This window comes from Agreia sp. (genome assembly GCF_964263775.1).
GTDB lineage: Bacteria > Actinomycetota > Actinomycetes > Actinomycetales > Microbacteriaceae > Agreia.
This window is the reverse complement of sequence record NZ_CAXVWM010000045.1, coordinates 1-19,394: the sequence shown is the minus strand read 5'-3', so window position 1 is coordinate 19,394 and position 19,394 is coordinate 1. Positions and strand designations below refer to the sequence as shown.

The following is a 19,394-nucleotide window of genomic DNA, read 5'->3' as shown; positions in this document are numbered from 1 at the left end:
TTCTTGCCCTCGCGCACCGTGAGGCCCTCGATCTCGGACTGCGTCTCGGCGAGCGCCATGAGGTGGGCCTGACGACTGCCCTCCTCGGAGGCGAGACGGGTGTGCAGGGCGAAGCCCGCGGGCTTCGTCTCGATCCAGACGTCGTCGACCTTGTCGGCGACGTCTTCGAGAACACCGCTCAACACGTCGACCTGGGCGAGTTCGGAGGTGTCGAGCGTGAGCCGGGTGGGACTGTCGAGGCGGATCTCGACGCCGTGCGAACCGACGAGCAGCACGTCGTCGGGCAGGGCGCTCACCTCTTCGAGGCTCTCCATCGCGCGCCCCGAGATGAGCGCCACGCGAGTCTTCTCGAGCTTCAGCAGGTCGAGCACGGCGCGCCTGGCCTCGGGAAGCGCGCGTGCGTGGCTCGGAACGTCGACCTCGGGCGCAAGGGTGCCGTCGAAGTCGAGCGCCACGAGCAGGCGTTCTGTGCGGGCGAGTTCGCGCAGGCGACCGATCAGTTCATCGGCGTCATCGGGCTGCGTGCCCGATGCGCTGCCACGGCCCGCGGTGCTCGCTGCGACGCTCATCGGTCGGATGCTCCCCACTTGGTCGTGACGTACGACGGCGCGCCGGTCGGGTCGGTCAGGGCCGACAGGAAGGCGGTGGACCAGCGCGACACGTCGTAGTCGCGCACCCGTTTGCGCAGCGCCCGCATGCGTCTCGTGCGTTCGCTCTTCGTCATCTCGATCGCCTCGAGGATCGACTCCTTCAGACCGTCGATGTCGTGCGGGTTCACCAGCAGGGCACTCTTGAGTTCGTCGGCGGCGCCGGCGAACTCGCTGAGCACGAGCACCCCGTCGTTGTCGAAGCGACTGGCCACGTATTCTTTGGCCACGAGGTTCATGCCGTCGCGGAGGGCGGTCACGAGCATCACGTCGCTGGCGAGGTAGAGCGCAACCATCTCTTCTCGGGGGTACCCCTGGTGCAGGTAGCTGATGGCGGTATGGCTGATGCTCGAGTAGTCGCCGTTGATGCGCCCGACCGTGAGCTCGACTTCGTCGCGCAACTGCTGGTAGGCCGCGACGCGTTCGCGGCTGGGACTCGCGACCTGCACGAGGGTCACGTCTTCGACCGACACTGCGCCGTCGGCGAGCAACTCGCCGAAAGCCTTGAGACGATGGCCGATTCCCTTGGTGTAGTCGAGTCGGTCGACCCCCAGCATCACGACCTTCGGATTGCCGAGTCCCGCTCGGATCTCGATCGCGCGGGCCTGGATGTCTGGACGGCGCGCGAGGTCTTCGAAGCTCTGCGTGTCGATTGAGATCGGAAAGTGCCGCGCGTGCACCGTGCGCACGAGGCTGCCCCTTTTCGACGTCGAGACGCGGGCCCGTTCGATCGACTCCGACACCACGTCGTCGATCGGAACGTCGATGGCCGTTCCCCGTGTCGTGTAGCTGAGCAGGCGACGCACGGCGCGGGTGAAATTACCGGCGTCGGCGGCACGCTGGAACCCGATCACATCTGCTCCGAGGAGGCCTTCGATGATCTGGGCACGCCAGGGAAGCTGCGAGAAGATGCCGTATGCGGGAAACGGAATGTGGTTGAAGAAACCGATCGTGAGGTCGGGGCGCAGCTCTCGCAGCATCGTGGGCACGAGTTGCAACTGGTAGTCCTGAACCCAGACTGTGCCGTCGGCGGCCGCGGCCGACGCCGCCCTCTCTGCGAACCGCTGGTTGACGCGAACGTACGACTCCCACCACTCGCGGTGGTAGGTGGGCGGCGCGATCACGTCGTGATACAGCGGCCACAGCGTGTCGTTGGAGAAACCCTCGTAGTAGTTCTCGACATCGTCTGCCGTCAGGGTGACGGGAACGATCGAGATGTCGTCGTGCTCGAATGGCTCGGACTCGTCGTCTGCGACGCCTGCCCACCCGACCCAGGCCCCGTCGGCGCGCTTCATCACGGGCTCGAGGGCGGTCACGAGGCCACCCGGAGATGTTCGCCACTCGACGCTGCCGTCGGGGTGCGTCACTTTATCTACCGGAAGCCTGTTCGACACGACCACGAGGTCGTAGGTTTCAGCAGGGGTGTTCGACCGCGATGTGGCCTCGTCCATGAAAATGGTGAACTCCTCGATTGCGACCGGCTGTGGCGCCGACCGTGTAGACCAGTGATCAGGCTACCAGCCGATCCAAGCGGCTAATCTGTTGTTCTGACCCCGGAGGCACGCATGCGCAAATTCATCTTCAACTCGAGTGTTATCGGCGCCGTCGTCGGCGCCTGGTCGGTACTGCAGACCACCAGGCAAGGGCCGCGCGACTGGCGCCTCGTGCTGATGTGGGTGAGCTGGGGCATCACCGTCGCCCTCGCCATCGGAAGTGTGCTGCAGGCAGACGACGACGCCCGCGAGCTCGAGGCGAAATAACCTCGTCGTTCCCTGAGCCTGTCCATGGCAGCATGTACCACAGGTCCTACTCTGTTTTTTGTGGATCGCGATCAGGAACATGAAGAGGAGCTGGCCGGAGGCAATGCCTCCGGACGGGTAGTTCGGGTGGGCGATTCGGTTCGCAAGGCTTGGGAAGAAAGCACTCCCGCAGTGCACGCCTATCTCGTCACGCTTCGATCATCGGGCGTTGATGTTCCCCGGCCGATCGGCCGGGACGCCGAGGGCAGGCAGATGGTCGAGTATGTGCCGGGCGACTCGCCATCGAACAGTTGCCACTTGATCCGTGCGCGCTGCGACGGGTCGGACGAATGGTCCGCGCAATCCACGATGCCAGCGAGCAGGTTCCGGTGCCGTCTGCCGGAACATACAACACGGTGCTGCCCGCACCGTCGCCCGACCTGATCTGCCATAACGATCTCGCCCCGTGGAACCTGGTGATGGGCGACCGTTGGGTCTTCATCGACTGGGACGGTGCCGGACCCAGCACGCGCGTCTGGGATTTGGCCTACTCCGCTCAATCGTTCAGCTCGCTCGTAGACGGCGAACCTGTCACAGAGGCTGCTGCACGACTGCGTGATCTCGTCGACGGTTACGGAGCCGGTCCGACCCTACGCGCTCAACTGCCCAGAGCGATGGCCCAACGCACCGCTGCGATGCACGAGCTGCTGCGAAGCTCGGCCGACACCGGCCGAGAGCCGTGGGCCACGATGTTCGCAGAAGGCCACGGAGCTTTCTGGCGCGACACCGCCGCTTACGTTGCGCGACATCACGATGCGTGGGCAGACGCACTCGCACAACAGTGAGGGCGACATCCACTCGTCGCAGAAGCGTGCACGTCACGCCTTTTCGGTACGTCTGCGCCGAGTCGATTTGGCAATTCGTGCGTTCGGGGCGAGTCGACGGTGCGGTCCTCGTTCCCTGGACGGCTGCGTTCAGGCCAGGAAGCCGCGAAGCAGGGCCTCCGAGCCCTCGAGGTGCTCACGCATCGTGGTCGCAGCCCCCTCAACATCGCCGGTGAGGATCGCGAGCACGAGCTGTTCGTGCTGCTCGTTCGAGTGTGCGATGTTGCGTTCGAGAAGCGGAATGCGGTCGAGGAACTCGTTGATCCTCATGCGGTTGTCGGCGAGCAGCGGCATCAACGAGGGAACGCCGACGAGCTCTCCGATGGCGAGGTGCAGCCGGGAGTCCAGCCGACGGTAATCGTCGACAGCGGCATCGCCGGTCTCCCGAAGGCTCGTCCACAGCAGTTCACGCTGCGCCTTCGTCAGCGCGCGATCCGCGGCGGCCCGGGCCGCGCCCACCTCGAGGATGCCGCGCAGCCCGAGCACGTCGTCGAGGTCTTCGGGCGTCACCGATTCGGACTCCGCCGCAGTGTCGTCGAGCACACCGCTCAGACCGACGAGCGGAACGCGATCGCTCACGAACGTTCCGCCGTAGCGTCCGCGCCGCGAGACGAGGAATCCGGCATCCGCGAGCGCCTTGATGGCCTCGCGCACCGTGTCGCGGCTCACCCCGAATCGCACCGCGAGGTCGCGTTCGCTCTGCAGCGCCTCCCCTGGCGAGACGACTCCGAGCCGAATGGTCTGAAGCAGCCTCGACACGGTGTCTTCGAACGCGTTGCCGGTGCGCACCCGGCGCAACAGGGCGTCGCCGGCCAGGCCCGCGGCATCCGGATGCGAGCCGTCTGCGAAATCGGTCATCGCGATCGCGATCTATTCGGGCGTCACGTAGGCAGAGCTGATTCCGCCGTCGACGAGAAAGGTCGAGCCCGTGATGAACGACGAGTCGTCGCTCGCGAGGAATGCGACCGAGGCGGCGAGTTCCTCCGGCTCGGCGAACCGGCCGAGGGGAATGTGAACCAGGCGGCGCTGCGCGCGGGCGGGGTCTTTGGCGAACAGCTCCTGTAACAGCGGCGTGTTCACCGGCCCCGGGCAGAGGGCGTTGACCCGGATGCCCTGGCGGGCGAATTGCACTCCCAGCTCGCGCGACATGGCGAGCACGCCGCCCTTCGACGCGGTGTACGAGATCTGCGAGGTCGCCGATCCCATCACGGCCACGAACGAGGCGGTGTTGATGATCGATCCCCGCTTCTGCGGAACCATGTAGCGCAGCGCGGCACGCGAGCACAGGTACACCGACTTGAGGTTCACGTCTTGCACCTTCTCCCACGCAGGGAGCTCGGTGGTCTCGATGGAGTCGTCGTCGGGCGGCGAGATGCCGGCGTTGTTGAAGGCCACGTCGACGGAGCCGTAGGTGTCGAAGGCGACCGCGAAGAGGTTGTCGACCTGGGCCTCATCGGTGACGTTCACCTGCACGAAGAGGCCGCCGACGGCCTGGGCCGCGCGCTCGCCCGATGCGGCATCCAGATCACCGATGACGACGGTGGCGCCCTCGGCGGCGAACCGACGGGCTGTGGCGAAGCCGATGCCGCTGGCGCCGCCCGTGATCACCGCGACCTTGCCCGCGAGGCGCTTGGTGAGGTCGATGGTGGGCAGGTCGGTCATGAGAGCTCCTCTACGGCGATGAAGACGTTCTTGGTGTCGGTGAAACTCAGGGGCGCGTCGGGGCCGAGTTCCCGGCCGAGGCCCGACTGCTTGAAGCCGCCGAACGGGGTGCTGTAGCGCACAGACGAGTGCGAGTTCACAGAGAGGTTTCCCGCCTCGACGCCCCGGGAGACGCGCAGGGCACGGCCCACGTCGCGGGTCCAGATCGATCCCGACAGCCCGTACTCCGTCGCGTTCGCCAAGGAGACGGCGTCGGCCTCGTCGTCGAAGGGAAGCACGGTCACGACCGGACCGAAGATCTCCTCGGTTGCGGTGCGATCCGTGCGTCCGGGTGTCAGCACGGTCGGCGGAAACCAGAATCCCGGACCCGCCGGTGCCGATCCCCGGAACGCGACCTGGCTGTCGTCGGGCACGTAGTCGCTCACCGCGGCGAAGTGCTTCGCCGAGACGAGGGGGCCCATCTCTGTGGCCTCGTCGTTGGGGTCGCCCACGACCACGTTCGCGACTGCGGGTTCGAGCAACTCCAAGAAGCGCTCGTAGGCGCTGCGCTCGACGAGGATGCGGCTGCGCGCGCAACAGTCCTGCCCCGCGTTGTCGAAAACGCCCGCTGGCGCCGAGGCTGCCGCCTTCTCGAGGTCGGAATCCGCGAAGACGATGTTGGCGCTCTTGCCACCGAGCTCGAGGGTCACCCTCTTCACCTGCGCGGCGCTGCCCGCCATGATCTTCTTGCCCACCGCGGTCGAGCCCGTGAAGACGACCTTGCGCACCGTGGGATTCGTGACGAAGCGATCGCCGACGATCTGGCCGTGGCCCGGGAGAACCTGGAACAGCCCGTCGGGCAGCCCCGACTCACGCCCGATCTCGGCGAGCCTCACCGAGGTCAGCGGGGTCCACTCGGCCGGCTTCAGCACCACGGCGTTGCCCGCCGCGAGCGCCGGGGCGAATCCCCACGCGGCGATGGTCATCGGAAAGTTCCACGGGGTGATGACGCCGACCACGCCGAGGGGCTCGTGGAATGTGACGTCGAGTCCGCCGGCGACCGGGATCTGCCTGCCGAACAGCCGCTCGGGGGCGGCCGAGTAGTAGGTGAGCACGTCGCGCACGTGGCCCGCCTCCCACCGTGCCTGGCCGATCGGATGGCCGGAGTTCAGCGTTTCCAGCCGGGCGAGGGCCTCCATGTTCGCGTCGACCGCGGCCGCGAAGTCGCGCAGGGCCTGGGCCCTGTCGGCGGGAGCGCGGCGCGCCCACGCCTTCTGCGCATCCGCCGCCCGCGCGATGGCGTCGTCGGTGCCCTCGACGTCGAAGAGCTCGACATCGGTGACGGCCTCTTCTGTCGCCGGGTTGATCACGGTGTAGCTGCTCATGCGCGCTCGCTCTTCTGTTCTGCTCGATATTCGCGGGCGGCCTGAACGAGGCCCGCGAACAGCCGGATGTCGTCGGCCGACTCTTCGGGATGCCACTGCACGGCGACACCGAACGGAACGCCGTCGAGTTCCACGGCCTCGATCGTGCCGTCGGCGGTGCGAGCCGTGACGACGAGGCCCTCGCCGAGCACGTCGATGGCCTGGTGGTGGTAGACGGGAACGTCTATGTCGTCGGTCGCCAGCAGGGTCGCCAGCCGCGATCCCTGCTCGACGTCGACCTCGACGTGGTTGAAGAGTCCCTCGCCGGCCTGGTAGCGGCGGTCGCCTACGACATCGGGGAGGTGCTGGTGCAGGGTTCCCCCTCGTACGACGTTCAGAACCTGGGCGCCCCGGCAGATGCCGAGAAAGGGGATCTCGCGGTCGATCGCACGGCGAAGGAGCGTGTCCTCCCAGGTGTCGCGGTCGGGTCGCGGCTCGTCGGTCTCGGGGTGCGCATCCTGGCCGTAGCGCGCCGGCTCGATGTCTTTGCCGCCCGTGAGGATCAGGCCGTCGAGCGAGTCGAGCAGGCGGTCGGCGATCGCGTCGCTGATGGCCTGGGGTGGCAGGAGCACCGCGATGCCGCCCGCCTTCTCGACCGCGTCGAAGTAGACCTTCGGCAGAAACGAGGCAGGCACGTCCCACACGCCGGTCTTGGCGCGCTCGAGATAGGTGGTGAGCCCGATCAGGGGCAGGCGATCAGAGGCGCTCAAAACCGCGAACCCTCTCCCAGTCGGTGACGGCGGAGTCGAAGGCCGCGAGCTCGACGCGGGCGTTGTTCACATAGTGGTCGACGACCTCGTCGCCGAACGCGGCCCGGGCGATCTCCGATGATCCGAACAGTTCGGCCGCATCCTGCAGGTTCGTGGGAACGCGCGGTGCCCCCGACGTGTAGGCGTTGCCCTCGGTCGCGTCTTCGAGTTCGAGTTCGTTCTCGATGCCATACAGGCCGCCCGCGATGAGGGCCGCGGTCGCGAGGTACTGGTTCACGTCTCCGCCGGGCACGCGGTTCTCGACCCGCATACCCAGGCCTTTGCCCACCACACGCAGGGCGCACGTGCGGTTGTCGAGTCCCCAGGCGACGGCCGTCGGGGCGAACGAGCCGTCGACGTAACGCTTGTAGGAGTTGATGTTCGGCGCGAAGAAGAGCGTCAGCTCGCGCAGGGTCTTGAGCTGGCCGGCCATGAACTGGCGGAACATCGTGGACATGCCGTTCTCGGCATCCGTGTCGGAGAAGACGGCTGAGCCGTCGGTGCCGCGCAGGCTGATGTGCACGTGGCACGAGTTGCCCTCGCGCTCGTTGAACTTGGCCATGAAGGTGAGCGACTTGCCGTGCCGGTCGGCGATCTCCTTCGCACCGTTCTTGTAGATCGAGTGGTTGTCGCAGGTGACCATCGCGTCGTCGTAGCGAAAGCCGATCTCCTGCTGGCCGAAGTTGCACTCGCCCTTGACGCCCTCGCAGTACATACCCGCGCCGTCCATCGACACCCGGATGTCGCGCAGCAGCGGTTCCATGCGCGTGGAGGCCAGCAGCGCGTAGTCGATGTTGTAGTCGCTCGCCGGGGTCAGCTCGCGATAGCCCTTCGACCAGGCCGAACGATAGCTGTCGTCGAAGACGATGAACTCGAGCTCGGTGGCGACGAAGGCCTCGAGGCCTCGGTCGGCGAGACGCGACATCTGAGCGGCCAGAATTTGGCGCGGCGACGGCTCGACCGGAGTCTCGTCGAGCCAGTGCAGGTCGGCTGTGACCATGGCCGTGCCCGGCAGCCAGGGGATGGAACGCAGCGTCGACATGTCGGGCATCATCGCCATGTCGCCGTAGCCGTGCTCCCAGCTCGACATGTCGTAGCCGTCGACCGTGTTCATCTCGACGTCGACCGCGAGCAGGTAGTTGCAGCACTCCGCGCCGTGCGACGCCGCATCCTCCACGAAGAGCCTGGCCGAGAGACGCTTGCCCACGAGGCGACCCTGCATGTCGGTGAAGGCGACGATGACGGTGTCGACCTCGCCGGTCGACACCTGGGCCGTGAGGGCGTCGAGCGTGAGATTTCCTGCGGTGGATGCCACGGTGTGCTCCTTCGTCGATGGTCGCCGCGGGCGGGCCCCGCGTTGCGGAACCCCGTCGACCCGACCATTACATCACACGGCCCAGTCAGCGTGATCGGCTTTCCCCCGGCGTTCGTTACACGCAATTTACACACAAAGGTGGTGCCGACCAACCAATAGAACGCTAGTGTGTGGTCAATTCGTGCGAGGGAGCCGAGGGCATTCCGCTGTGCACTGCCGAGACAACGAGCTACCGGAGGATCCACGTGACCGACAGCAAGACCCGCCGTTCGGGCGTCACCTACAGCAAGGCCGCAGACGGCTACTTCGAGAAACGCACCCTCAAGAGATCGGCAGGAATCTGGGGCCTGTGGGGCCTCGCCGTCGCCGCCGTCATCTCGGGTGACTTCTCGGGCTGGAACTTCGGCATCGACTTCGCCGGATTCGGCGGCATGCTCATCGCCTTCGCCCTGCTCATCGTCATGTACTACGGAATGATCTTCTCTATCGGCGAGATGGCCGCGGCCATGCCGCACACCGGGGGCGCGTACTCGTTTGCCCGATCGGCGATGGGCCCGTGGGGAGGACTCGTGACCGGCCTCGCGGAGACCATCGAGTACGTCGCGACCACCGGCGTGATCGTGTTCTTCTCGGCGCAGTACGCGAACAGCATCACGACGGAGCTGCTCGGCTTCGACCTCTCGGGCGCCATGTGGATCTGGTGGCTGGTGCTCTACGTCGCGTTTATCGCGCTGAACGCCGCAGGAGCCGCGATCTCATTCAAGTTCGCCATCGTCGTCTCGATCATCTCCATCGCCATCCTGCTCGTCTTCTCGGCCATGGCCGCCTTCTCGGGCCTCTTCAGCTGGGACAGCCTCTTCGACATCGAGCCCGACCCGGGCCAGTCGTCTTTCCTCCCGCACGGCGTCGTTCCGATCCTCTTCGCGCTGCCGTTCGCCATGTGGTTCTTCCTCGGCATCGAAGAGCTGCCGCTCGCCGCAGAAGAAGCGCACAACCCGGTTCGCGACATCCCCAAAGCCGGCTTCTGGGCACGCGGCACCCTGATCGTCACCGGCCTGCTCATCCTGTTCCTCAACACGGGGGTGATCGGATCAGAGAAGATGGGCGTCTCGGCCGAGCCCCTGCTCGACGGGTTCCGCGCCATCGTCGGCGACCAGGCGGCCGCCGCGCTCGCGCTCTTCGCCCTGATCGGACTGCTCGCCTCGCTGCAGGGCATCATGTTCGCCTACGGACGCAACATGTACTCGCTCTCGCGCGCCGGCTACTATCCGAAGTTCTTCTCGCTGACGGGCAAGCGCCAGACGCCGTGGGTCGCCCTCACTGTCGGAGCAATCATCGGCTTCATCGCGCTGATCGTGCTCGACATCCTCTCGAAGGTCGACGAGGAGGGCGCCGGAGCGGTCGCGGGAGCGATCATCCTGAACATCGCCGTCTGGGGTGCCGTCGTGGCCTACCTGCTGCAGATGATCTCGTTCGTGATCCTGCGCAAGCGATTCCCGAATGCCAAGCGTCCCTACGTGAGCCCCTGGGGCATCCCCGGCGCCGTAATCGCCGGCGTCATCTCGGCGCTCATCTTCTTGGGGTTCCTCCTCAACGTCACATTCCAGCCGGCGATCATCGCGATCGTCATCGTCTACGCGCTGATCCTCATCGGCTTCGCCGTGTGGGGGCGTCGGCAGCTCGTACTCTCGCCCGAGGAGGAGTACGCGTTGTCGGGCGGGCTGCACGGCGACCCCGAGACCGACGGCTACGGCGGAGCCGTGGCCGAGGAAATCCGATCCGAAGATCTAGACCCGACCGGTCGACCGAAGCTCTAGCGGCACCCCTGTCGAGAGCCGTCGACACAGCCCGCGATCCCGCCTATCGGGCGGGATCGCGGCGTGTCTGCCGGGCATCCGCGGCCGCGCGGCGCACACTGCACTTACGACGTGGTGGGAAGGTGCGAAAAATGCTCGGATGGCGACGACGCGCGAAGGCAGAACGGCAAGACGAGGCGAACCAGCAGCGGCTCTCCGAACTGGTGAACCAGACCCTCATGGAGAACTTCGGTCCTTACGGTTCATTCGCGATCACCCGGCGCACCGAGGTCGACACCGACGACATCTTCCACACTGTACTGGCCGCCTCCGTCGCCCGCGACATCGTGTCGACACTGACGAGCCATGGGGTCTTCCGAGCCGCCGAGGCCCCCGTGTCTCGCACCCCCCTCGCCCCGATCAACACCGTCGATGTGCCCGCCGAACTCGCCAGGGCCGTCACCGACGCCGCCCCGCGCACGTCGACGCTCGTCGGCCCCGTGCGCGCGGCGTAGTCCGCCTCGTTCGCCCGCCGAAGCTCGGAGCTTTCTAGAATGAGCCCATGCCCAATCGCTGGAACAAGATCTCCGAGTCCCCCACGCGAACCGGCACCGGCGCATCCCGGCCTGGCCTGACCGCCGAAGACCTGTTTCGACCGCCGCAGCAGAACGACGAAGTCACCCTCGACGAGAAGCTGCGCCGGGTGTACTTCTGGCTCGTCAACCGGGCCGTCATCTCGCCCTTCTACGACATCGAGTTCTCGCTCGACGCCCCGGTGAGTTTTGCGCTCGGCGACGCCGGCGCCGAGCTGCACCTGCCCACCGACCAGTCGTACTCGTCGAACGTGCTGCTGCCGCTGCTCACCACGGCGGTGGGCGGAAAGTGCCTGCTCGTCGGCGGACCGGGACGAGGCAAGACCACCCTGGCGGTACTCATGGGCGTGATCGCCGGAACCGCGCCCGCCGACGTGCGGCGCAGCGTGCAGCAGGGCCAGCCCCAACTGACGGTCGGCGACCTCGTCGGCATGCCCCTCCCGCGCGACCTGGTCAACGCCGCCAGCCTGCCCGAGATCACGATCGCCTGGCGCGGCTGGCTGACGAAGCCCGTCAAGATCATCGACGAGTACAACCGCATTCCCACGAAGACCCAGTCGGCGCTGCTCACGATGGTGGCCGAGGGTTACGTCGAAAGTTACGACCAGATGCTGCAGACCGCTCCCTCCTCCGGGGTCGAGAGCTGGTTCTTCACGGCCAACGACGATTCCGGCGGTGGCACGTTCCCGGTCATCCAGGCGCTCAAAGACCGGGTCGACGTCACGGTGGCCGCGCTGGGATTCAACAGCCGGTTCTTCGACGAGCTGATCACTCGCGTCGAGGCGGGCGAGAAACCCGAAGACCACGTTCCGCCAGAGCTGGTGTTCACCGCCGCCGAACAGCATGAGCTCGCTGCGGCGATCCGGGCCGTTCCTGTGCCGGCCGGTGTACGTCGACAGCTCGAGTTCTTCGCGAGCCAGTTCGAGTTCGTGCAGCACGGCGGCCGCCGCTTCGAGTACCGCACGAAAGACACGGTCACGACGTCGGGCGGCCAGGTCGGCGAGGTCATCGACAGCAACACGGGAGCAGACCTGCAGGTCGATCTCGGAGCGCAGACCACCAACAGTCTCTCTGCCCGCGCCCTGCAGTCGCTCATCCTGTATGCGAAGGCCATGGCCTACTTTCGGGGGGTCGCCGTCGTGGGGCTCGACGACGTCGCCGCCGTGCTGCCGTTCTCGCTGCGGGGAAAGCTGCTTGCGAACGAGCTGCACCCCCGGTTCGAAACCGGCGCCGACCGCGAACTCGCCACCGATTCGATCAGCTGGCTCGCCGACCTGTTCGAGCAGTCGCGCCGGCAATTCCTCTCGCTCGGACTCGCGAAGAACGATCCCGTCGGCGACCTGCTGGCGGCCTTCGCGCAGGGCCTCGACGGGGTCGGCCAGGTCGAGGGATCGCGCCGCCTCACCGCGATCGAGTCCCAGATCCAGGCGATCTCGAAGCAGAAGAAACTCTACGGCCGTCACTTCGACGACCTCGTCGCGTTGAAGTACCTGCACCAGCGCTACACCAACTACCTGCAGTGGCTCGAGGGTCGCCCCCGATGATTCGGGGGCCCGGGCACGCGGTCAACGACTCTCTGCCACAGGCCGCAGTCTCCGCACCGGTGGTGCGTGACTTCGACATCGAGCTGTCGATCGACAACGTCAAGTCGTGGGGTGGAGACCGCGAGCTGTACCAGCGCTTTCTCTCCCTCGCGCTCACCGCCGACGAGGCGACGGGCGTCACCGACGGCCCGCTTCCCCACGCGGTGCTCGGGCTTGCGGCGTTGGCCGCCTGGCGCTCGGGCGCGCTCGACCTGAGATCGGATGCCCTCGGTCGACTCGACGAGGCCCTGGCCTCGGGGTCGATAGCGCGACCGGCGCTCGCGAGTGCGTTGGGCCTTGCGCCATCCGAACTCGACGACTTCGCACGCGCCCAAGCGCAGAGCCCGTTCGGGTGGCCGGCCCGGGGCGATGGCGATGTCGTCATCGCCCGGGTCGGCGGATTCCGCGGGCTCGGCGGCCCGTGGACGGCACCGCCGCTGCGGGGCGAACCCGGCGATCACGACGGCCGGTTCGTCATCACCCTCGCCGATGGCGAGCGCTGGCAGCTCGACGCCGACATCTTCGGCACGATGCTCACGCGCATCTCGTCTGAGCCCACGGATGTGCGCGGCGACGTCGTCGCATCCGGTGCGTGGCCCACGCGCCTCGCCGTCTTCGACACGTCGTACCTCGCCTGGCTGGTGCTGGAGCAGGCCCGATGACACCGCTATTCGGTACCCGCACGCATCCGCTCGACGAGAGCCAGCGCGCGGCGTGGATTTCGGCACAGGCCCTGTGGGGCGTTCAGTTGCACGACCCGCTCCTCGAGCCCGGCGCCGCCAAGCCGTCGTTCGCCTGGTTCTCGTTTCCGCCGCAGGTGGCGGTCGATCCGGCCGAGGCGCGTCGCCACGGTGTCGACGGGTTCTACGAGTCGATCTTCGCCCACGAGATCGGCCACCACGTGCTGTCTCCGAGCACCCGCATCGACTCCTTCACGACCACGCAGCAGCTCGCGCGTGCCATCGCAGCCACCGGCAGGAGCCGCATCCCCGACCCAGACGGCCAGGCCCGTCAGCTGTCGAACCTGTGGTCGGACATGCTCATCAACACCCGCGTCGCGGCGATGCAGCGACAGCGCGACGGGTCGGGCGCGGGCGATCCCGAGATGATCGACATGTGGCGCGTGCTGTCGGTCACCCCGCCGGCCGATCAACTCTGGTGGGTGGTGCTGCGCGCCTACGAGATCAGCTGGAGCAAGCCCGCCGGGTTTCTCTGCCCCGTCTCGCCTCCCCCGCGCCCCGTCTCCCACCGCGAACCGCCGGTTGCGACAGTGCCCGTCGCCGCGAAGACCGACGCCGAGAGGGCGAAGGCGGTCGAAGCGGCGGCTGCAGCAGACGCCCGCCTCGCCGCCGAGGCGCGGTGGGCCGAGCTCGTCATCACCGACCCGCCCCTCGACGCGAGCCTTCTCGCCCAGACCGTGCGCACCTTCGGCGACGACCCGGTCAGCGGCGCGCTGCGGTTCGGCATGATCGTTGCGCCCTATCTCATTACCGACGACGGGTCCCGTCGCGGTTCTCCTTCGTCGGGCGCAGAGGCGGCCAGCGGATGCGCGGGGCAGGCAGACCAGACGCCCCCGACGGCGGCCGAACTCGAGCGCGTGCTCGGTGACCCGCGGCTGGGTGACGAGCCGGAGCATCCGGCACTCGCGAAGGCTCGACAGGCGGCGCGAGCCCCGGGCGCCGACCTGGAGCCGCCGGCCGGCGCCGAGCCGGGCGCCGACGGCCTCGGCCAGGGCTACGGGCTTGCCGAGACCCTCTCCCTGTATTCGTCGTCGAACGCCGACGACGTGGTGGCGGCCTGGTACCTCACCGCCGCCCGCCGCTACGTACGGCCACTGACCCAGCCTTCGGCCAGACCCCAGACGCCCGACGAGAGCATCCCGGGCGCGCTCGAGCAGTGGAACATCGACGACGACATCGCGGCCATCGACTGGTCGGCGACGCTGGCCCGCAGCAGCGAGGTCGTACCCGGGGTCACGACGAGGTTCCGCGATGTGCTGCCGGATGCTCCCCCCGACGGCCGAGAAAGCGTGCAGCTCGACATCTACATGGATTCCTCTGGCTCGATGACGTCGCCCCAGCGCGAATCGCCGGGCATTTTGGCCGGCACGATTCTCATCCTGAGCGTGCTGCGCGGAGGCGGCCAGGCGCGGGTGACCTCGTTCTCGGCGGCCGGCGAGGTCGCGGGCGGTGAACGCTTCTCGCGTGACAGGAGTGAGTTGATGCGCGACCTGACCTTCTACTTCGGGCACGGAACCACGTTCCCCCTCGACCTCTATGCGCGCCGCTACGCCGACGCCCGTCGCTCGCGCGGAGGCGGCGCCACCACCCGGCGGAACGTCGTCGTGCTCTCAGACGACGGCCTCCAATCGATGTTCGGCGAGGGCCAGCCGCAGTACGCCGGCGTGGCCCGGCAGGTGCGTGGCCGACTCGACACAGCGACCTTGATCGTGCAAGACCGCAGCCGCCGAGTCACGGGTCCAGCCTCCGAGGCCGGCTACGACGTGGAGTACATCGCGAGGATGACGGACGCACCGCTCGTCTGCGCAAGACTGGGCCGCAGGCTCGCCGACCCGCGCCCTGCCCAGCGAACCGCCCGAGGAGGTCGTCGTGAATGAACGCGCAGAGGGTTCGGCCGAATCGGCCGAGCAGCTTCTTCAGCGCTGGCTGGATCGCGGCGACGACGTCGACGCTGTGTGGAAACAGACCGAACCCGGGCCGGCAGTCGATGCCGTGGCCAGCCGGATCTCGGGCATCCCGAAGAGCTTCCTCGACGACAGGGTCGCGCTCGTGGCCCTCGCGGGAGACATCCTCGGCGCCGATCGCGGACGCACGGCGGCGTCGACCGAGGTCGTGCAGCTGCTCGCCGACGTCACGTCGACGGGTTCGTCTGCGGCACGGCGCGGCGCGGCGATCGCGCTGTGGATCTGGGCGAGCGAAGGTCTCAGTGGCACGCTGTCGCCCCGGCTCGACACCACGCACGCCGCCCGCACGCTGGCGGCGCTCGCGCTGCGCCTCGCTGCCGTCGTCGACCCGTCGGAGTGGATCAGCGATGCCGAGCGACGCGACGAGGCCGCGCGAACTTTTCTGCTCTGGTCGGGCCAGCTTCCCGCGACCGAAGATCGCACCACGGCGCGATCTCTGCTCGACATGCGCGACTCGCTGCAGCACAACGGAGCCCTGGCAGCGGCCGCCGCCGAACACGCGCACCGGCTCGAAGTGACGCGCGCGCTGAACGATGCCCGGGCCCGCGAGGCGGCCGCGCGCTATACGCACGAATGAGCACGAGCCCCGACGACCCTCTATTCATCGCCGAGTACACCCCGGGCGGTCAGACGGCCCTCGTCGATGCCGAGCGCTGGCCGACACTCACCGCCGAGGGCGCGCGCCGACTCGAGAGCCTGCGGTCGCATCCGGATGCCCCGGCCTGGGTTCACGCCACCGGTGACCGGCTCTCGGCCGAGGCCGTCGAGCGCGTGCGCGAGCCGCTTGCGACGTCGGGCTGGCTCGACGAGCACCTCGACATCGCTCGACGACTGCCCGCCTACAGGCGCAGGGCCGCCGACCTTCGTGGCCTCGAAGACTTTCCCCTGATCACCCGCGACGACCTCGTCGACGACGTGTCGGCATTCGTGCCCCTCGACGCCGACCTCGGCCGATCGGTGCACGGGTCGAGTTCGGGCAGCACCGGGCGCGCGCTGCTGATTCCCGATGACATCGAAGACACGGCGCGCACCTTCCACCTGCTGGTCGCGCTGGCCGCCGAGCAGGGCGTCGAGTGGATGCCCGATTCCTCACGGATGGCGCTCGCCCACGTCGTGACACAGCGCCAGGCCTTCACCTACGCGTCGGTGATCAGCTCGTTCGACCAGGCGACGATGGCGCGGCTCAATCTCGATGAGAGGCAGTGGACGAACCGCGAGATGCGCGCGCGGTTTCTGATCGCGCAGAACCCGCAGGCGTTCAGCGGCAGCCCCACCAGCCTCGCCGAGCTGCTCGATGCAGACCTGGTGGCATCGCTTCGACCAGTGGTCATCTTCTCGGGCGCGATGGCGCTGTCGGGCGCTTTGCGCGTCGACCTCGAGCGGGCCTATCGCTGCCCCGTGATCGACATCTACGGCCTGCACGAGACCCGGCCCATCGCATCCAGTGCCGACGGCGGGCCCTTCGTGGTGCTCGACCGACGCGTGCACGTCGAGATCGTCGACCACGAGGGGCTGCCTGTGGAGTTCGGTGCGCTCGGCGAGATCGTCGTGACCGCCGGCGAGAACCCCCTGCTGCCCCTCGTGCGCTACCGCACCGGTGACTTCGGGCGCCTCGTCGATGTCGGCGGCCGGCTCGCGATCGCCGACCTCGAGGGTCGGGAAGCCACCACGTTCCTTGCCGCCGACGGCACCCGCGTGCCCTCTGTCGACCTCACCCAGCACCTTCAGGCGGCCGGCGCACACGGTTGGTCTGTGACCCAGGATGCGACGGGCCGGGTCTCTGCGACGATCGTGCGGGGGGATTCGGGGCGGGTTGCCGCCGCCCTGGAGGCGCTGCTGGGTCGCGGCGTCGAGGTCGAGCAGCGCGCGACGCTGTCGGAGCTCGGAGCAGGAAAGCCCCGCCGCTACAGCTCGAACGCGTAGCGCCGACGGGGTCTTGTCAGAGATCGATGCGGCGTCAGCCGATGCGGGTCCACTTCGACGGGCCGTCTGAGCCGGCCGCGTACGTGTCGAGGGCCACCTCGTCTGCATGCCAGGCCTCGAGCACCGGAGCCACGATGCGCCATCCTTCGACCGCGGAATCGCCGCGCACCGACAGCGAGGGGTCGTCGTCGAGGATTCCCGCGAGCACCTCGCGGTAGGCGAGCAACTGGCCGTCGCCGAAAAGCGCGGTGAGCTGCGTCTTCTCGAGCTCGTAGGGGTCGCCGGGGCCGTTGACGTTGAGCTCGAGCGACATCTGGTCTGGCGCGAGGAAGATGCGCAGAACGTTCGGATGCTCGGTGCCGGTGAGCCCGGTCGGCACCCGGTTGGCCTTCTTGAAGGTGATGGCGATCTCGCGTCGACGCTCGGAGAGCGCCTTGCCGCTGCGGAGCGTGAACGGCACGCCCATCCAGCGCCACGTGTCGATCTGCAGCGTGACCTCGGCGAGCGTCTCGGTCTTGCGCGCCGAAACCACGCCGGGCTCCTTCGAGTAGGCGGGCAGCTCGCGCCCGTCGATCTCGCCCGCGGTGTAGCGGGCTCGCCTGCTGGAGGCTTTCGCATCGCCGTTCGCGAGGCTCGTGGCGCGCAGCACGATCTCTTTCGCATCGCGCAGGTCGTCGGCCTCGAGCGTCGACGGCGGCTCCATCGCCACCACGGCCAACACCTGAAGGAGGTGGCTCTGAATCATGTCGATGAGGGCACCGGCGTTGTCGTAGTAGCCGGCGCGGCCCTCGAGGCCCAGCTGCTCGTCGTAGACGATGTCGATCTTCTCGATGTGCTCCGCGTTCCAGACCGGCTCGAGTATGCGGTTCGCGAAGCGCAGTCCGAGCAGGTTGAACACGGTCGAGCGGCCGAGAAAGTGGTCGACGCGATGGATCTGGTTCTCGGGAACGAGGCGGGCGAGCTGGGCGTTCAACGCGATCGCGCTGTCGACGTCTGTGCCGAACGGCTTCTCCAACGCGAGCGTCAAACCGGTCGGACGGGTGACCTGCTCGAGAGCCTTGCAGGCCGCGACGGCCACAGCCGGCGGTAGGGCGAAGTAGATCGCGGGCGCGACGTCGCACGAATCGATGAGCTGCTGGAGCACGGCCGGATCGGTGACGTCGACCTTCACGTAGCTGGCCGTGGCGCGGGCGTGCCCGGCCGAGGGCCCGGTGCTGTTCACGGAGTCGAAGGCCGTGTCGACGACCTTCCGAAAGTCGTCGTCGCTCCAGTCGGCGCTGCCCGCTCCGATCAGCTGCAGGGAACGCCCGTTCTGCTCGTCGAGCAGCTGGCCGAGCCCCGGAAGAAGGAGGCGGGACGTCAGGTCTCCCGATGCTCCGAGAATGATCAACGATGACTTTTTCTTCGACATGGTAGACAGGCTAGTCGTCGGCGCCGACCACGGCCGAGAGATGTCAAGATGGGGTCATGAGCCTGGCCATCGAAGATTACGCACTGATCAGCGATTGCCACACCGCAGCACTGGTGGGCCGCGATGGCAGCATCGACTGGCTGTGCCTTCCGCGCTACGACTCCCCCTCAACCTTCGGGGCCCTCCTCGGCAGCGAGGAGCACGGCCGCTGGCTGGTCGCTCCGTCGTCGCCTGACGCCACCTCCACCCGCGTCTACGACGGCGACACGTTCGTTCTGGTCACGACGTGGACCACCCCGACCGGAGTCGTCGAGGTCACCGACCTCATGCCGCACGGCGACCGCCGCGCCGATGTGCTGCGTCGGGTGCGGGGCGTCTCGGGTCACGTCGAGATGGTCGAAGAGCTGGTGATCCGTTTCGGATACGCGACAGCGGTGCCGTGGGTGCGTCAGTCGAGCGAGAACGGCGATCCGATGCTGGTGGCCATCGCCGGCCCGGATGCCCTGGTGCGGCGGGGTCCGAAGCTCACCGCCATCGACACCCGGCACCGTAATGAGTTCGTGGTGCGCGAGGGCACTCAGGTCGACATCGCTCTCACCTGGTTCCCCTCGCACCGGCAGTCCCCGCCGCCACTCGACTTCGACGAGCGCCTGGCGGCGACGAAAGCGTGGTGGGCCGAGTGGTCGAAGTCGCTTACCCACGACGGTCCGTACGGACCGGAGGTCATCCGTTCGCTGCTGGTTCTTCGAGCGCTCAGCCACGAAGACACCGGCGGCATCGTCGCGGCGGCCACGACGTCGCTGCCCGAATCACGAGGCGGCGTGCGCAACTGGGACTATCGCTACGTGTGGTTGCGCGACGCCTCGCTCACGCTGCAGGTGCTGATCTCGCACGGCTTCGCCGAGGAGGCCGTGAACTGGCGCGATTGGCTGTTGCGCGCGATTGCGGGCGACCCGGCCGACATTCAGATCATGTACGGGCTCGC

18 protein-coding genes are annotated in these 19,394 nt (G+C 67.8%); 10 read left to right on the top strand and 8 right to left on the bottom strand.

What is annotated here, in order from left to right:
* Both ACE5CZ_RS04205 and otsA read right to left on the bottom strand, forming a co-directional pair.
* The coding region (locus tag ACE5CZ_RS04205) for a trehalose-phosphatase (RefSeq protein WP_374946104.1) at positions 1-569 on the bottom strand (569 nt) is incomplete at its 3' end.
* Positions 566-2,098: an alpha,alpha-trehalose-phosphate synthase (UDP-forming) gene (gene otsA / locus ACE5CZ_RS04200; protein ID WP_374946103.1), complete on the bottom strand. Its 1,533-nt coding sequence runs from the start codon at positions 2,096-2,098 to the stop codon at positions 566-568. The genes otsA and ACE5CZ_RS04205, both read right to left, overlap by 4 nt.
* Positions 2,099-2,212: 114 nt before the next feature.
* On the opposite strand from otsA, the gene ACE5CZ_RS04195 reads away from it, so the two are divergent.
* Both ACE5CZ_RS04195 and ACE5CZ_RS04190 read left to right on the top strand, forming a co-directional pair.
* A complete protein-coding gene (locus tag ACE5CZ_RS04195; protein WP_374946102.1) occupies positions 2,213-2,407 on the top strand; it encodes a hypothetical protein in 195 nt (64 codons plus the stop codon).
* Positions 2,408-2,736: 329 nt separating this feature from the next.
* Positions 2,737-3,231, top strand: a complete 495-nt coding sequence (locus ACE5CZ_RS04190; protein ID WP_374946101.1) for a phosphotransferase — start codon at positions 2,737-2,739, stop codon at positions 3,229-3,231.
* Positions 3,232-3,360: 129 nt separating this feature from the next.
* Here ACE5CZ_RS04190 and ACE5CZ_RS04185 read toward each other — a convergent pair whose 3' ends face one another.
* Genes ACE5CZ_RS04185 through ACE5CZ_RS04165 form a run of 5 tightly spaced genes read right to left on the bottom strand, consistent with a single transcriptional unit; the run spans position 3,361 to position 8,399 of the window.
* Complete coding sequence (locus ACE5CZ_RS04185; protein ID WP_374946100.1) at positions 3,361-4,128, bottom strand: FadR/GntR family transcriptional regulator; 768 nt, start codon at positions 4,126-4,128, stop codon at positions 3,361-3,363.
* A gap of 12 nt (positions 4,129-4,140) precedes the next feature.
* Entirely contained in the window at positions 4,141-4,932 is a 792-nt protein-coding gene (locus tag ACE5CZ_RS04180; protein ID WP_374946099.1) for a 3-oxoacyl-ACP reductase, read from the bottom strand.
* On the bottom strand, positions 4,929-6,296 hold the full coding sequence (locus ACE5CZ_RS04175; protein ID WP_374946098.1) for an aldehyde dehydrogenase family protein: 1,368 nt from the start codon (positions 6,294-6,296) through the stop codon (positions 4,929-4,931). The genes ACE5CZ_RS04180 and ACE5CZ_RS04175 overlap by 4 nt, the downstream gene beginning before the upstream one ends.
* Positions 6,293-7,045 carry a gamma-glutamyl-gamma-aminobutyrate hydrolase family protein gene (locus tag ACE5CZ_RS04170; RefSeq protein ID WP_374946097.1) on the bottom strand — a complete coding sequence of 251 codons (753 nt, stop codon included), beginning with the start codon at positions 7,043-7,045 and terminating at the stop codon, positions 6,293-6,295. Before ACE5CZ_RS04170 ends, ACE5CZ_RS04175 begins: the two co-directional genes overlap by 4 nt.
* Complete coding sequence (locus ACE5CZ_RS04165; RefSeq protein ID WP_374946096.1) at positions 7,032-8,399, bottom strand: glutamine synthetase family protein; 1,368 nt, start codon at positions 8,397-8,399, stop codon at positions 7,032-7,034. The genes ACE5CZ_RS04170 and ACE5CZ_RS04165 overlap by 14 nt, the downstream gene beginning before the upstream one ends.
* Positions 8,400-8,644: 245 nt before the next feature.
* Between ACE5CZ_RS04165 and ACE5CZ_RS04160 the strand changes: the two genes are divergently transcribed.
* The 7 genes from ACE5CZ_RS04160 (at position 8,645) to ACE5CZ_RS04130 (ending at position 16,998) form a co-directional block, all read left to right on the top strand.
* On the top strand, positions 8,645-10,216 hold the full coding sequence (locus ACE5CZ_RS04160) for an amino acid permease (RefSeq protein ID WP_374946095.1): 1,572 nt from the start codon (positions 8,645-8,647) through the stop codon (positions 10,214-10,216).
* Positions 10,217-10,347: 131 nt separating this feature from the next.
* The gene (locus ACE5CZ_RS04155; protein ID WP_374946094.1) at positions 10,348-10,710 is read left to right on the top strand and encodes a hypothetical protein; all 363 of its coding nucleotides are present in this window, start codon (positions 10,348-10,350) and stop codon (positions 10,708-10,710) included.
* A 47-nt stretch (positions 10,711-10,757) separates the two neighbouring features.
* Positions 10,758-12,332, top strand: a complete 1,575-nt coding sequence (locus tag ACE5CZ_RS04150) for an AAA family ATPase (protein ID WP_374946093.1) — start codon at positions 10,758-10,760, stop codon at positions 12,330-12,332.
* Positions 12,329-13,033 carry a hypothetical protein gene (locus tag ACE5CZ_RS04145; protein WP_374946092.1) on the top strand — a complete coding sequence of 235 codons (705 nt, stop codon included), beginning with the start codon at positions 12,329-12,331 and terminating at the stop codon, positions 13,031-13,033. The genes ACE5CZ_RS04150 and ACE5CZ_RS04145 overlap by 4 nt, the downstream gene beginning before the upstream one ends.
* Entirely contained in the window at positions 13,030-14,988 is a 1,959-nt protein-coding gene (locus tag ACE5CZ_RS04140) for a VWA domain-containing protein (RefSeq protein ID WP_374946091.1), read from the top strand. Before ACE5CZ_RS04145 ends, ACE5CZ_RS04140 begins: the two co-directional genes overlap by 4 nt.
* Positions 14,981-15,652, top strand: coding sequence for a phosphohydrolase (locus tag ACE5CZ_RS04135; protein WP_374946090.1), 672 nt, complete (start codon positions 14,981-14,983; stop codon positions 15,650-15,652). Before ACE5CZ_RS04140 ends, ACE5CZ_RS04135 begins: the two co-directional genes overlap by 8 nt.
* A complete protein-coding gene (locus tag ACE5CZ_RS04130; protein ID WP_374946089.1) occupies positions 15,649-16,998 on the top strand; it encodes a CoF synthetase in 1,350 nt (449 codons plus the stop codon). Before ACE5CZ_RS04135 ends, ACE5CZ_RS04130 begins: the two co-directional genes overlap by 4 nt.
* 34 nt (positions 16,999-17,032) lie before the next feature.
* Here ACE5CZ_RS04130 and ACE5CZ_RS04125 read toward each other — a convergent pair whose 3' ends face one another.
* On the bottom strand, positions 17,033-18,409 hold the full coding sequence (locus ACE5CZ_RS04125; RefSeq protein ID WP_374946088.1) for a glucose-6-phosphate dehydrogenase: 1,377 nt from the start codon (positions 18,407-18,409) through the stop codon (positions 17,033-17,035).
* A gap of 56 nt (positions 18,410-18,465) precedes the next feature.
* Here ACE5CZ_RS04125 and ACE5CZ_RS04120 point away from each other — a divergent pair.
* Positions 18,466-19,394 (top strand): glycoside hydrolase family 15 protein (locus tag ACE5CZ_RS04120; protein ID WP_374946087.1); only part of this gene is annotated, 929 nt, incomplete at its 3' end.